General features: G+C 72.0%; 12 protein-coding genes. 6 read left to right on the top strand and 6 right to left on the bottom strand.

Going from position 1 to position 12,857, the window contains the following annotated elements:
• A complete protein-coding gene (locus Apa02nite_RS17890; RefSeq protein WP_203825994.1) occupies positions 1-780 on the bottom strand; it encodes a crotonase/enoyl-CoA hydratase family protein in 780 nt (259 codons plus the stop codon).
• Between the two features lie 62 nt (positions 781-842).
• Here Apa02nite_RS17890 and Apa02nite_RS17885 point away from each other — a divergent pair, with 62 nt between their 5' ends.
• Together Apa02nite_RS17885 and Apa02nite_RS17880 are read left to right on the top strand one after the other, a co-directional pair.
• On the top strand, positions 843-2,453 hold the full coding sequence (locus Apa02nite_RS17885; protein WP_203825993.1) for an acyl-CoA synthetase: 1,611 nt from the start codon (positions 843-845) through the stop codon (positions 2,451-2,453).
• Entirely contained in the window at positions 2,443-3,540 is a 1,098-nt protein-coding gene (locus Apa02nite_RS17880; RefSeq protein WP_203825992.1) for an NAD(P)H-dependent flavin oxidoreductase, read from the top strand. The genes Apa02nite_RS17885 and Apa02nite_RS17880 overlap by 11 nt, the downstream gene beginning before the upstream one ends.
• On the opposite strand, the gene Apa02nite_RS17875 is transcribed toward Apa02nite_RS17880, so the two are convergent.
• Positions 3,537-4,502 (bottom strand): alcohol dehydrogenase catalytic domain-containing protein, encoded by a 966-nt coding sequence (locus tag Apa02nite_RS17875; protein WP_239164376.1) that lies wholly within the window; start codon positions 4,500-4,502, stop codon positions 3,537-3,539. The genes Apa02nite_RS17880 and Apa02nite_RS17875 overlap by 4 nt on opposite strands.
• A gap of 89 nt (positions 4,503-4,591) precedes the next feature.
• Here Apa02nite_RS17875 and Apa02nite_RS17870 point away from each other — a divergent pair, with 89 nt between their 5' ends.
• Genes Apa02nite_RS17870 through Apa02nite_RS17860 form a run of 3 tightly spaced genes read left to right on the top strand, consistent with a single transcriptional unit; the run spans position 4,592 to position 7,674 of the window.
• Entirely contained in the window at positions 4,592-5,749 is a 1,158-nt protein-coding gene (locus Apa02nite_RS17870) for a hypothetical protein (protein ID WP_203825991.1), read from the top strand.
• Positions 5,750-5,752: 3 nt separating this feature from the next.
• Entirely contained in the window at positions 5,753-6,526 is a 774-nt protein-coding gene (locus Apa02nite_RS17865) for an SDR family oxidoreductase (RefSeq protein ID WP_203825990.1), read from the top strand.
• 14 nt (positions 6,527-6,540) lie between these two features.
• Positions 6,541-7,674: a sulfotransferase family protein gene (locus Apa02nite_RS17860; protein ID WP_203825989.1), complete on the top strand. Its 1,134-nt coding sequence runs from the start codon at positions 6,541-6,543 to the stop codon at positions 7,672-7,674.
• Between the two features lie 48 nt (positions 7,675-7,722).
• Here the strand turns inward: Apa02nite_RS17860 and Apa02nite_RS17855 are convergent, their stop codons facing one another.
• The 4 genes from Apa02nite_RS17855 to Apa02nite_RS17840 form a co-directional block, all read right to left on the bottom strand.
• The gene (locus Apa02nite_RS17855) at positions 7,723-7,890 is read right to left on the bottom strand and encodes a hypothetical protein (RefSeq protein WP_203825988.1); all 168 of its coding nucleotides are present in this window, start codon (positions 7,888-7,890) and stop codon (positions 7,723-7,725) included.
• Between the two features lie 386 nt (positions 7,891-8,276).
• Complete coding sequence (locus Apa02nite_RS17850) at positions 8,277-9,149, bottom strand: TIGR03619 family F420-dependent LLM class oxidoreductase (protein WP_203825987.1); 873 nt, start codon at positions 9,147-9,149, stop codon at positions 8,277-8,279.
• Positions 9,146-10,267, bottom strand: a complete 1,122-nt coding sequence (locus Apa02nite_RS17845) for an acyl-CoA dehydrogenase family protein (protein ID WP_203825986.1) — start codon at positions 10,265-10,267, stop codon at positions 9,146-9,148. The genes Apa02nite_RS17850 and Apa02nite_RS17845 overlap by 4 nt, the downstream gene beginning before the upstream one ends.
• Before the next feature lie 9 nt (positions 10,268-10,276).
• Positions 10,277-11,563: an acyl-CoA dehydrogenase family protein gene (locus Apa02nite_RS17840; protein WP_239164375.1), complete on the bottom strand. Its 1,287-nt coding sequence runs from the start codon at positions 11,561-11,563 to the stop codon at positions 10,277-10,279.
• A gap of 68 nt (positions 11,564-11,631) precedes the next feature.
• On the opposite strand from Apa02nite_RS17840, the gene Apa02nite_RS17835 reads away from it, so the two are divergent.
• Entirely contained in the window at positions 11,632-12,816 is a 1,185-nt protein-coding gene (locus tag Apa02nite_RS17835; RefSeq protein WP_203825985.1) for an acetyl-CoA C-acetyltransferase, read from the top strand.
• Positions 12,817-12,857: the final 41 nt, after the last annotated feature.

Below are 12,857 nucleotides of genomic sequence, written 5' to 3'. Positions count from 1 at the left end.
TCAGCGCCCCCGGAACTCGGGGGCGCGCTTCTCGATGAAGGCGCGCGGGCCTTCCTTGGCGTCGTCGCTGCGGAACACCGCCATCCCGATCTTCGACTCGAGCGCGAACGCGTCCGTCTCGGCCAGGCCCTCGGTCTCCCGGATGGTCCGCAGGATGGCCTGCACGGCGACCGGCCCGTTCGCGGCGATCGCCCCGGCCAGCTCCATGGCCTTGCCGAGCGCCTGCCCGTCGGGCACCACGTGACCGATCAGACCGGCGTCGCGGGCCTCGGCGGCGCTCAGCTGGCGGCCGGTGACCAGCATGTCCACCGCGATCGTGTACGGGATCTGCCGCACCAGCCGCACCGCCGAGCCGCCCAGCGGGAACAGCCCCCAGCGCGCCTCGGACACCGCGAACCGCGCGCTCTGCCCGGCCACCCGCACGTCGGTGGCCTGCAGGATCTCGGTGCCGCCGGCGACCGCCGGGCCTTCCACCGCGGCCACCAGGGGTTTGCTCAACCGGCGGCCCTTGAGCAGCGCGTCGATGCGGGACAGGTCGGCGCCGTCGAAGGTGTCACCCGGGTGCGACGCGGTCATCGCCCGCAGGTCGGCGCCCGCGCAGAACGCCCCGCCGGCCCCGGTCAGCACCGCGACCCGGATCGCCGGATCCTCGTCGACCCGGTCCCAGGCGTCGCGCATGATGGCCATCATCTCGGCGGACAGCGCGTTGCGGACCTGCGGCCGGTTCATCGTCACGACCAGGATCGGTCCGTGTTGCTCGACGAGGGCGTGCGCCTCCATTGTGCCTCCTGCGCCAATTCCCGGGGCTTGTCACGAACGATAACAGGTTCTACTTTCTGGTGATGGCGGCAAATATCGCAGACCTGTTCGAGCACGCGGTCGACGCGTTCGGGCCGCGGACCGCGGTGTGCTTCGGCGAGCAGGAGATCAGCTACGCCGAGCTGGAGGAGCGCGCCAATCGCCTGGCGCACTTCCTGCAAGATCGTGGTGTGCTGCCCGGTGACCGGGTCGGCCTGTACGCGGGCAACTCGATCGAGGCCGTGGTCGCCATGATCGCCGTCTACAAGCTGCGCGCCGCGGTCGTCAACGTCAACTTCCGGTATGTCGAGAACGAGTTGCAATTCCTGTTCGCCGACGCCGAGCCCGCGGCCCTGATCCACGACCGCCGCTTCGCCCCCCGGGTCGCGGCCGTGCTGCCCTCGGCACCTTCCCTGCACACCGTGGTGGTGCTGCCGGACGGCTCCGATGCCGGCACCGACGCCGTCACCTATGCGGACGCGCTGGCCGCCGGCGACCCGGCCCGCGACTTCGGCGAGCGCTTCGCCGACGACGTCTACCTGCTCTACACCGGCGGCACCACCGGCTATCCGAAAGGCGTCCTCTGGCGGCACGAGGACGTGTGGCGCGCCCTCGGCGGCGGCGTCGACTTCATGACCGGCATCCCCCTCGAGGACGAGTGGCAGCAGTCCCGGCGCGGGGCCGGCGTGGACGGCATGGTCCGGCTCTGCCTGGCCCCGCTGATCCACGGCAACGCGCAGTGGGCCGCGCTGATGGCGTTGTTCGCCGGCGACACCGTGGTGATGCTGCCGCACTTCGATGCGGACGAGGTCTGGCGCACCATCGACCGGCGCCGGGTCAACGTGGTGGTGCTGATCGGCGACGCGATGGCCCGCCCGCTGATCGAGGCGTACGCGGCCGGCGACTACGACGGCTCCTCGGTCGGCGCGGTCTCCTCCAGCGGCGCGCTGTTCTCCCCGGTGGTCAAGCGGCTCTATCTCGACCTGCTGCCGAACGTGCTGGTCACCGACGCGATCGGCGCCTCCGAGACCGGCTTCACCGGGATCGGCGTGGTCGCCGACGTGCCCGGCGGCGCGGTCGAGGACCCGCGGGTGATGCCCGGCCCGCAGACCGTGGTGCTCGGCGACGACAACCGGCCGGTGTCACCCGGCGAGGTCGGCCGGCTTGCCAAGAGCGGCCACCTCCCGCTCGGCTACTACAACGACCCGGAGAAGACCGCCGCCCTGCTCGCCGACGTCGACGGCGTGCGCTACGCGTTCCCCGGCGACTTCGCCCGGCTCGAGGAGGACGGCACCGTCACCCTGCTCGGCCGGGGCAACACCTGCGTCAACACCGGCGGCGAGAAGGTCTTCCCGGAGGAGGTCGAGGGCGCCCTGAAGAACCACCCGGATGTCTTCGACGCCCTGGTCATCGGCCTGCCGGACGAGCGGCTCGGCCAGCGGGTCGCCGCGCTGGTCCAGACCCGCCCCGGCGCGAAGATCGACCTGTCCGGCGTCGAGGAGCACTTGCGCGAGCAGATCGCCGGCTACAAGGTGCCCCGCTCGGTCTGGCTGGTCGACGAGATCCACCGCACGATCAGCGGCAAGGCCGACTACCGCTGGGCCCACCAGCACGCCACCGACCACCCGGCCGCGGAGGTGAGCCATGCGGACTGAGCTGTGTGAGCGGCTCGGGATCGAGCATCCGGTGGTCGGGTTCAGCCCGTCGGAGCAGGTGGTGGCGGCGATCAGCCGGGCCGGTGGGCTCGGTGTGCTCGGCTGCGTGCGATTCAACGACGCCGCCGAGCTCGACGAGGTTCTGACCTGGCTCGACGATCAAACCCAGGGTTTTCCGTACGGTGTGGACGTCGTCATGCCCAGTCACGAGCCGGCCGAGGGTGTCGCCGCCGACCTCGATCGGCTGATCCCGGCCGGGCATCGTGACTTCGTCGAGCGGACCCTGCTGCGCCTCGGCGTGCCCCCGCTGGGCGTCGACTCCGCGCAGCGGGCCGGTGTGCTCGGCTGGCTGCACTCGGTGGCCCGCTCGCACGTGGAGGTGGCGCTGCGCCACCCGGTCCGGCTGATCGCCAACGCGCTGGGGCCGCCACCGCCGGACGTGATCGCCCAGGCGCACGAGCGTGGTGTGCTGGTCGCCGCGCTGGCCGGCCGGGCCGACCACGCCCGCGGCCACGTGGCGAGCGGCGTCGACATCGTGGTGGCGCAGGGCTATGAGGCCGGCGGGCACACCGGGGAGATCGCCAGCATGGTGCTCGTACCGGAGGTGGTCGACGCGGTGGGTGAGGGCGTGCCGGTGCTGGCCGCCGGCGGGATCGGCAGCGGCCGGCAGGTCGCGGCGGCGCTCGCACTCGGCGCCCGTGGCGTCTGGATGGGCTCGGTCTGGCTCGGTACCACGGAGTATCGGAGCGCCCCGGCACTGCGTGAGGCCCTGCTCAAGGCCCGGTCGTCCGACACGGTCCGCAGCCGGATCTACTCCGGCAAGCCGGCCCGGCTGCTGCGCAACCGCTGGACCGACGCCTGGTCCGCCGAGCAGGCGCCGGTGCCGCTGCCGATGCCGCTGCAGAACCTGCTGGTGGCCGAGGCGCACACCCGGCTGATGGAGTCGGGCGACCCGACCGTGGTGCCGATGCCGGTCGGCCAGATCGTCGGCCGGATGAACGAGGTCCGCCCGGTCGCGGACGTCCTCGCCGAGCTGGTGGCCGAGGCCGACGAGACGTTGTCCCGCCTGGGCAAGCTGGCCGGCTAGAGCAGGACCACCGCCCGGCCGGTCAGCGTGCCGGCTGCGAGCTGCTCATACGCCTCGCCGGCCTTCTCGAACGGGAACTCCTGCACCTGATTGCGGATCAGCCCGGCCGCCGCCAGCGCGATCACCTCCTGCGCGTCGGCGATCGAGGACCCCTGGAACGTGAACACCTCGCCGTCGGCGGGCAGCGTCCCGAACCAGGGCCGCTCCAGGCGCCCGCCGGCCGAGCCGATCAACCCGAACGCCCCGCCGGGCCGGACCGCCGCGACCCCGGCGGCGATCGTCTCGTCGGTGCCCACGAAGTCGAGCACGGCGTCCGCCTTCTCGCTCAACGAGGATGTCGCCTGATGGGCGCCCACCGACTGCGCATAGGCCCGGCGCTCGGCGGAGACATCCACGGCCACCACCCGGGCCGCGGTCAGAATCCGCAAGAACTGCACCGCAAAGGCGCCCAGCCCGCCCGCGCCCACCACCACTGCGGTGCTCCCCGGCGCCAGATGCCCCCGGGCCCGCCGCACCGCGTGATAAGCCGTGGCGCCCGCGTCGGTCAGTGGCCCGGCATACCGCGGATCCAGCTCACCCAGCGGCACCACGCTGCGCCGGTCGGCCACCACATACTCGGCCAGCCCGCCGTCCCGGCCGTACCCGCGCCCGGCCCGGCCGTCCGGGCAGGCGTTGTCCCGTCCGCGCACGCAGAGCGGGCAGACGCCGCACGAGGTGGGGGAGACCAGTGCCACCGGCGTCCCGTCGGTCAGCCAGCCGGCCGTCTCGTGGCCCAGCGTGAACGGCATCCGCCAGCCGAGCCGCTCGCCGGCGACCTGCGGAATCTGCCGCATGGTCAGGTCGGAGCGGCACAGCCCGCACCCGGCGACCCGGATCAGCATCTGCCCCGGCCCGGGCGTCGGCTCGGCCACCTCGCACTGCTCCGGCGGGTTTCCCCAGCCGGTCATCCGATAGGCGCGCATGCGCCTCAGAGTGAAACACGTTCCATCGTGGGTCAAGCTGTCAGCGAACAGAAGTTGACCCGAATCTAGAACGCGTTCTAGCATGAGCCGTGCTTACCGATCCGTTCGCCGAGGCCATCGCGCAGGCCGAGCGCGTCATCGCCGAGGCGCCGCACGTCCGTGGCGAGCAAGACCTGATCGAGGGCTATGACTACCTGGCGGGCGGCATCCGCGCCTCGATCCAGATGGCGTGGGCTTACGACCGCGATTTTCCCTATTTCGTACGATCGACCGGCCCCCACACCAAGATGGGGCTGGACAATCCCGACACGCTCTACTTCCACGCGTGGCTCCGCGACGACGCGGAATATGTGGTGACCGGCCGTCGTGGCGGCACCGCCGATCTGAGCTTCCAGATCCTCGACGGGTCGTATTCGCCGGTGACCGTCCCCGGCAGCCTCGCCGCCTTCGACGACCGGGCGTTCGACGTCGCCGCCGACGGCAGCTTCGAGATCCGTTTCGGACCGGGCCTGAGCGGTCGCAACACGTTCCCGCTCGAGCCCGGCTCGGCCATGCTCGTGGTGCGCGAGGTGTTCAGCGACTGGGCCACCGAGCAACCCGGCATGCTCCGCATCCACCGGCCCGACCGTCTCGGCGCCACACCCGCGCCGCTCACGAGAGACAAGCAGGTCCGACGGTACGAAGTGGCCGGCAAGATGCTGGTCGGCCGGATCCGCACGTTCCTGGCCTTCGCCGAGCGCTTCTACCTGAACCTGCCGGTCAACACGCTCACCCCGCCGCGGCTGACCCCGGGCGGCCTGGCCACGCAGTATTCCTCGGTCGGCCACTACCAGCTCGCCGACGACCAGGCCATGGTCGTCACGGTCCCGGTCGCCGACGCCCCCTACCAGGGCCTCCAGCTCGGCACGATGTGGTATGTCTCGATGGACTACGCCAACCACCAGACCAGCCTCACCGTCCCGCAGGCACAGGTCGACCCGGACGGCACTATTCGGTACGTGATCAGCGAACGTGACCCGGGCGTCGCCAACTGGATCGAGCGCACCGGCCACGACCGGGGGTTCGTGCAGCTGCGCTGGCAACGGCTGTCCCGCGCGCTGACCGAGGCGGACGGCCCCCGGGTGGACGTGATCGCCGTCGACGACCTGCCCAAACAGCTGCCCTACTACGATCCGATCGATCCGGCGGCGTGGCGACACCGGATCGCCGCCCGGCAGGTCGCCACCGCGGCCCGGATGCTGGGCTGAGCCGTGCTCGCCGACAAGGTCGTGCTGGTCGCCGGGGTCGGTCCCGGGCTGGGCCAGGCGCTCGCGGTGCGGGCCGCTCAGCACGGCGCCGACGTGGTGCTCGCCGCGCGCACCGAGTCCTTCCTGGCCGAGGTGGCCGGGAAGGTGACCGCGGCCGGCCGTCACGCCCTGGTGGTGCCCACCGATCTCACCGACGACGACGCGAGTGCCGCGCTCGTGCGGGCCGCGCTCGACCGGTTCGGCCGGGTGGACGGGCTGGTCACCAACGCGTTCGTGATGCCGCCGATGCGCGCCCTCGGCAAGGTCGACCTGGACGACCTGCGGGCGAGTTTCGACGTCAACGTGCTCGCCGGGCTGCGCCTGACCCGGCTGCTGACCCCGGCCCTGGTCGAGTCCGGCGGCGCGGTCGTGATGGTCAACTCGGCGGTGCTGCGGCACTCCCGGCACCCGTTCGGGCCGTACAAGCTCGCCAAGGCCGGGTTGCTCGCGGTCGCGCAGAACCTGGCGAGCGAGCTCGGGCCGAAAGGTGTGCGGGTCAACTCGGTGGCGCCCGGCTGGATCTGGGCGGAGAGCCTGCGCATGTGGTTCGACTACCAGGCCGCCCAGCGCGAGGTGCCGCCCCAGCAGATCTACGACGAGATCGCCGCGACCACCGATCTGCGCCGGCTGCCCGAGCCCGACGAGGTGGCCGACGCCGCACTGTTCCTGCTCTCCGGCCTGGCCCGGGGCATCACCGGCCAGTGCCTCGACGTCAACTGCGGCGAGTTCCACCACTGAGCTCGGGGGTGAGCATGCGTAGCGCACGCACCGACGTCGGCACGCTCGACGATCTGCATGCCTCGGCGGCCCGCCTGACCGGACTCGACGACTTCGGCGTCGACGACTATCGGGACGGGCTGGGGGTGCTGCTCAGGTCGTACCGGAAAGAGGCGGACCTGACCCCGATCGGCAGCAAGGTGAGCAGGGGGTTGGTGCGTGCGGCACTGGTGTCGCGGCTGCTCAGTGAGGCGGCGTGGAAGCAGTTTCCGGAGCATGCCGCGGTGTCGGTGACGCGGCCGGTGTTCGTGACCGGGCTGCCACGCACCGGGACGACCGCGCTGCACCGGCTGCTCGCCGCCGACCCGGCTCATCAGGGGCTGGAGTTGTGGCTGACCGAGGCGCCGCAGCCGCGCCCGCCGCGGGAGAGCTGGGCGGAGAACCCGGTCTATGCGGTGCTGCAGGACGGCTATCAGCGGCACAACGCGGAGAACCCGGCGTTCACGGGTGCGCACTACACGGCGGCTGACCAGGTCGAGGAGTGCTGGCGGCTGCTGCGGCAGTCGATGATGTCGGTGTCGTTCGAGTGCCTGGCCCACATCCCGGGTTATGCGGCGTGGCTGGCGGGTCGGGACTGGACTGACGCCTACCGCCGGCATCGGCGCAACCTGCAGTTGATCGGCCTGCACGACGCTGGGCGGCGCTGGGTGCTGAAGAACCCCAGCCACCTGTTCGCGCTGGACGCGCTGCTGGCCGCCTACCCGGACGCCGTGGTGATCCAGACGCATCGCGCTCCGCAGACCGTGATCGCCTCGGTGTGCAGTCTCAACGCGCAGGCGTGCGACGGGTGGTCCACGGTGTTCCGCGGCGAGGTGCTCGGCCGGGCGCAGCTCGCGCTGTGGTCGCGCGGGTTGCGGCGGTTCACGGCCGACCGGGCGCGGCACGATCCGGCGCACTTCATCGACGTCGACTACGACGATTTCGTGGCCGACCCGATCGGGGTGGTCGAGGTCGTTTATCACCGCTTGGGTACGCCGCTGACTCCGATGGCACGCAGCGTGATGATGTCATTGCAGGCCGAGCGAAGTGGTCCGGCTCACCATTACGACCTGGCCGACTTCGGTCTGACCGCCATGGATGTCCAAACCGCATTCTGCGGCGCGATTTAATTGTTACCTATGGTGACCGATCGAGTGTGGATCCGCTACCTGCCGAGGTCAGCTTCCGGCGAGCTGGAGAGCCCAGACCAGTGCAAAGGTCGGCACCGTCATGGCGGCGAGGGCGACGCCGACCATGGCGAAGACCGTGCCGGACAGCGATCCTATTCGGCCCCACCGGGGAGCGCTTGGGATGTGCAAATCGGACTCGTACTCGAAATCAAACATGGCGGGAACGGTACACGAAACTGTCCGTTCGGGTCGCACGCCATCACCAATTCGTTATTGTTCGGAATGGACACCGAGTCACGCATCGCTCACCCGGCCGCAGAGGTCGCGGAACCGTCAAAGTTTGCTCGCGCGCGGAAATCCGGCGAAAGCTCCGGAGAATTTCACAGCCCGTTCTGGCGGCGTCGCGGCGCGTGGCCCGGCGGCGCCACCCGCTCGAGATGTGATCACCCGCACGGGTTCTGCCGCGGTACTCCGATTCGTGGACACAGGTGCTCGGCAAGACACACCTGAGCGTCATCGACCGCAGGTATCTCGGGCGTGAGCCCCGGATCGCGGGGGAGTGCCCAGAGCCCGGGGCCGCTGTCGGTCGCGCCATCGGGCGCCTACCCGAGTTTGGTGATCACCTCGTCGGCGAAGCGGTGCAGGCCGTCCTTCTTGGCGGACAGCGGGCCGTCGAAGTCGGTGCCGTAGAAGCGCCAGGGCACCACGATCGCGTCGGTGACGCCGGCGTCGGCCTGCTGGCGGAAGCCGTCCAGGCCGAAGCGGTCGACGCAGACCGCCTGGATCTCGAAGGGCTGGTCGGCGCGGCCATAGCCGGAGCGGAGCTCGGTGAGGCGGGCGATCGTCGCGCGCAGGTCGTCGAAGCGCATCATCGCCGAGGACCAGCCGTCGCCGACCCGGGCGGCGCGGCGCAGCGCCACGTCGGCGTGGCCGCCCACGTAGATCGGGACCGGCTCGGCCGGGGCCGGACTCATCTGCAGACGACCGAAGTCGAAGTGCTTGCCGTGGAACTCGACCATGCCGCCGCCGAGGATCAGCTTCAGCACCTCGATGGCCTCGTCACCGCGGGCGCCCCGGTCGGCGAACGGGGCGCCGCACCACAACGACTCCTCCGGCGACCAGCCGAGCCCGACGCCGAGGCCGAAACGGTTGCCGGTCAGGTGGGCCACCGAGCCGACCTGGCGGGCCAGCAACACCGGGTTGCGCGGGCCGAGCTTGAGCACCTGCGTGTAGAAGCGGATCCGCCTGGTGGCGGCGCCGAGCGCGGCGGCCGTGACGAGCGGATCCGACCACGGTGTCTCCGCGGTCCAGAACCGGCTGCCGTCCGGCGTATACGGATACTTCGCACTGACCTCTTCGGAGTAGAAGAGCGAGTCGGGCAGCGCGATCGACGCGAAGCCGCACTCCTCGGCGGTCTGCGCCAGGTCGATGAGCTGGTCGAGCGGGCTGAGCGCGATGCCGAGGCTGAACTTCATCCTAGAACTGTAACGTGTTCTAATTCAGGCCGGAAGGTGTCGGCCAGCGCCAGCAGCTGGCCGGTGGGGCCACCCAGCAGGAACTCGTGGTGCTTCGCGGCCAGGAAGTAGCGGTGCAGCGGGTAGTCGAGGTCGAGTCCCACGCCGCCGTGGACGTGGACCGCGGTGTGCAGCACGCGGTGCCCGGCCTCGGCGGCCCAGAAACCGGCAGTGGCGACCTCGGCAGCGGCGGGCCGGTCCTCGGCGAGTGACCAGGCCGCCTGCCACAGGGCCACCCGCAGGGCTTCGACGTCGATGTACGCGTCGGCGAGGCGCTGCGAGACGGCCTGGAACGAGCCGATCGGGCGGCCGAACTGGATCCGGGTCCGGGCGTGGTCGGCCGTCATCTCCAGGGCGCGCTCGACGACGCCGAGCTGGGCCGCGCAGGCACCGACGGTGGTGTGCGCGGCGAGCCGGGCCGCCGCGCCGGGCAGCCGGTCGCCGAGTGCGCCGGTAAGCGTGAGCAGGCCGGCTTGCGGGCCGCCCTCGGCTTGTTGTGGCTCGACGGCGACTCCGTGGTCGCCGGCTCGGACGAGGAACACGTCGGGTCCGACAGCGACCAGGATCAGCGCGGCCTCGGCTGCGGCGGGAACAGTGGGCACCTCGCCGTCCAGTCGCCAGCGGTCGTCGCCGGGGCGCGGGCCGGCCTGTCTGACTGTCCCGGCCGCCGCGGCCGGTCTGAACCGGTCGGCGGGCTTGGCCGCTGCGGCTAGCCCCGCGATGGCGGTCGGGCTGGCCGTCCCGTCCAGTGCGCTCGGGCTGGTCGTCAGCAGGAGTTCGCCGCGGGCGGCGGGGGCCGCCCACTCCGTCGTCTGCGCATCGGTGCCGCAGTGGGCGAGCGTGGACGCCGCGGCGACGATCGACGACAGGTAGGGCACGGTGGCGGCGGCGCGGCCGAGCTCGACGAGGATCGCGCACTGCTCGATGACGCCGTGCCCGTCGCCGCCGGCGTGCTTCGGCAGCGCGGCGGCCAGCACCCCGGCCTCGGCCAGCGCCGGCCACAGCGGGCGCCCGGAGTTCACCAGGTCGCGGGTGAGCGCGGCCAGCTCGCGGGCCTCGTCGCTCAGGTCGAAATCCATTGCCGCCTCCTATCGCTTGACCGGCAGGCCGAGCGCACCCGCCGCGATGATGTCGCGCTGCACCTCGTTGGCGCCGCCACCGAAGGTGAGGATCAGCGAGGCGCGGTGCATCCGCTCGATCCGGCCCTGCAGCAGCGCGCCCGGAGAGCCGGCGCGCACCGTGGCGGCCGGGCCGAGCACCTCCATGAGCAGCCGATAGGCCTCCACGGCCAGCTCGGTGCCATACACCTTGCCGGCCGAGGCCCGCACCGCCGCCGAAAGGCCGTCCGTGCCGAAGGCGGGCCTGCCGCGCGAGGCCGGGCCGGGGGCCGCCCCGCCGCCGGCGTCCGCGCGAGGCGCGCCAGCTGCGCCGGGTCCGCTTGCTGGGCCGGCCGCCACCCTGGCATCGGCGTCCGCGCTTGCTGCGACCCGCCAGTTCAGCAGCTTGAGGACCTCGGTCTTGGCGTGCACCCGGGCCAGGTGCAGCCGCACCCACTCCCGCTCGATCGCCCCGGTCTCGACCGCCCACGCGGTGACCTCGTCGAGCGCCCGGCGCAGCGGCGCCGCCGAGGTCAGCGCGACCCGCTCGTGGTTGAGCTGGTCGGTGATCAGGCGCCAGCCCTCGTTCTCGGCGCCGACCCGCGCTGCGACCGGCACCCGGACGTCGGTGTAGTAGGTGGCGCTGGTGGTCGGGCCGGCCACGGTCCGCACCGGTGTCCAGGAGAAACCGGGCGCGTCGGTCGGCACCACCAGGATCGACAGGCCGCGGTGCCGTTCCGCGGACGGGTCGGTGCGGCAGGCCAGCCAGACGTAGTCCGCGTACCGGATCAGGCTGGTCCACATCTTCTGCCCGTTGATCACGTAGTGGTCGCCGTCGCGGACCGCACGGGTGCGCAGCGCGGCCAGGTCGGTGCCGGCCTCGGGCTCCGAATAGCCGATCGAGAAGTGCACCTCGCCGGCCGCGATGCGCGGCAGCAGCTCGGCGCGCTGCTGGCCGGAGCCGTGCCGGGCGATCGTCGGCCCGACCGTGTCGATGGTCAGGAACGGCACCGGTACGCCGGCCATGGCCGCCTCGTCGGCGAAGATCAGCTGGTCCAGGCGGGAACGCCCGCGGCCGCCGTGCTCCACCGGCCAGCCCAACGCCAGCCAGCCGTCGTGGCCCAGCCGGCGCACCACCGCGCGGTAGGCCTCGCCGTCACCGTACTCACCGTCGTCGTCGGTGAGCGCGGCGCGCAGGTCCGGGGTCATCAGGGCGGCGAAATAGGCCCGCAGCTCCTGGCGCAGCTTCTCCTGCTCCGGCGTGTATCCCACGTGCATGGCGGCCGCCCGGTGTCATAGATTAGAACAAGTTCTAGTAGAGTCCATCCGGCGGAGGGGCGTCAACCATGGAACCGGCCTACCTGGTGGCGGCGGTCCGTTCGCCCGTGGGCAAACGCGGTGGCGCCCTGTCCGGTGTGCACCCGGCCGACCTGGCCGCGCACGTCATCACGGCGCTGCTCGGCCGCGCCGGCGTCGACCCGGCCGCTGTCGACGACGTGGTGCTGGGCTGCGTCGACACGCTCGGGCCGCAGTCCGGTGACATCGCGCGGACCAGCTGGCTGGCGGCCGGCCTGCCCGAGCACGTGCCGGGGGTGACCGTCGACCGGCAGTGCGGGTCGGGTCAGCAGGCTGTGCACTTCGCGGCGCAGGCGGTGATGAGCGGCACCGCGGATCTGGTGGTGGCCGGCGGGGTGCAGAGCATGAGCCAGGTGCCGATCGGCAGCGCGATGGCGCCGGCGGGGCCCTATCGGGGATCGCACGGGTGGGCGGCCCGTTACGGCGAGCAGGAGGTCGACCAGTTCCGCAGCGCCGACGACATCGCGGCAAAGTGGTCCCTGACCCGAGCCGAACTGGAGGAGTGGGCCTTGATCAGCCACCGGCGCGCGATCCAGGCCATCGACGAGGGCCGTTTCCGCGCCGAGACAGCGCCGCTGACGCTCAGCAACACCATGACCGCGACCGCGACGGCGCGGCCTGGACAGCCGGCAACCTGCTCAGCCGATGAGGGTCCGCGCCGGGACACCACCGCCGCTCGGATGGCCGGGCTGACCCCGCTGCGACCCAGTGGCGTCATCACGGCCGCCACCTCCAGCCAGCTCGCCGACGGGGCCGCCGCGCTGCTCGTCGCGTCCGGGAGGGCGCTGCGGGAGCACGGCCTGCGGCCGAGAGCCGTCATCCGGCACCTGTCCGCTCGCGGCGGCGACCCGGTGCTGATGCTGACCGCGCCGATCGAGGCGACGCCGCGCGCGCTGGCCCGGGCCGGCCTGCGGGTCGGCGACATCGACCGGTTCGAGGTCAACGAGGCGTTCGCCAGCGTGGTGCTCGCCTGGCTGCGCGAGACCGGCGCGGATCCGTCCCGGGTCAACGTGAACGGCGGTGCGATCGCTCTCGGTCATCCGCTCGGCGCCACCGGCGCGCGGCTGCTGACCAGCCTGCTGCACGAGCTGGAGCGTTGCGGGGGCCGCTACGGCCTGCTCACCATGTGCGAGGGCGGCGGCCAAGCCAACGTCACCATCATCGAGCGAGCCTGACGGAACGCGTTGCCGAAGAGCCGACGTCGAGCGCCGGTAGC

The sequence above is a fragment of the Actinoplanes palleronii genome, from assembly GCF_016862315.1.
Classification (GTDB): Bacteria; Actinomycetota; Actinomycetes; order Mycobacteriales; family Micromonosporaceae; genus Actinoplanes; species Actinoplanes palleronii.
The sequence above is the reverse complement of the archived record's forward strand: the minus strand, read 5'-3'. Positions and strand labels throughout refer to the sequence as shown.

Bases quoted from the DNA above. Each gene is read 5' to 3' on its own strand.
- Apa02nite_RS17855 (WP_203825988.1), bottom strand. From the start codon at position 7,890: ATGTTTGATTTCGAGTACGAGTCCGATTTGCACATCCCAAGCGCTCCC.
- Apa02nite_RS17840 (WP_239164375.1), bottom strand. From the start codon at position 11,563: ATGCACGTGGGATACACGCCGGAGCAGGAGAAGCTGCGCCAGGAGCTG.
- Apa02nite_RS17880 (WP_203825992.1), top strand. From the start codon at position 2,443: ATGCGGACTGAGCTGTGTGAGCGGCTCGGGATCGAGCATCCGGTGGTC.
- Apa02nite_RS17835 (WP_203825985.1), top strand. From the start codon at position 11,632: ATGGAACCGGCCTACCTGGTGGCGGCGGTCCGTTCGCCCGTGGGCAAA.
- Apa02nite_RS17860 (WP_203825989.1), top strand. From the start codon at position 6,541: ATGCGTAGCGCACGCACCGACGTCGGCACGCTCGACGATCTGCATGCC.
- Apa02nite_RS17890 (WP_203825994.1), bottom strand. From the start codon at position 780: ATGGAGGCGCACGCCCTCGTCGAGCAACACGGACCGATCCTGGTCGTG.
- Apa02nite_RS17845 (WP_203825986.1), bottom strand. From the start codon at position 10,267: ATGGATTTCGACCTGAGCGACGAGGCCCGCGAGCTGGCCGCGCTCACC.
- Apa02nite_RS17885 (WP_203825993.1), top strand. From the start codon at position 843: ATGGCGGCAAATATCGCAGACCTGTTCGAGCACGCGGTCGACGCGTTC.
- Apa02nite_RS17850 (WP_203825987.1), bottom strand. From the start codon at position 9,149: ATGAAGTTCAGCCTCGGCATCGCGCTCAGCCCGCTCGACCAGCTCATC.
- Apa02nite_RS17875 (WP_239164376.1), bottom strand. From the start codon at position 4,502: ATGCGCGCCTATCGGATGACCGGCTGGGGAAACCCGCCGGAGCAGTGC.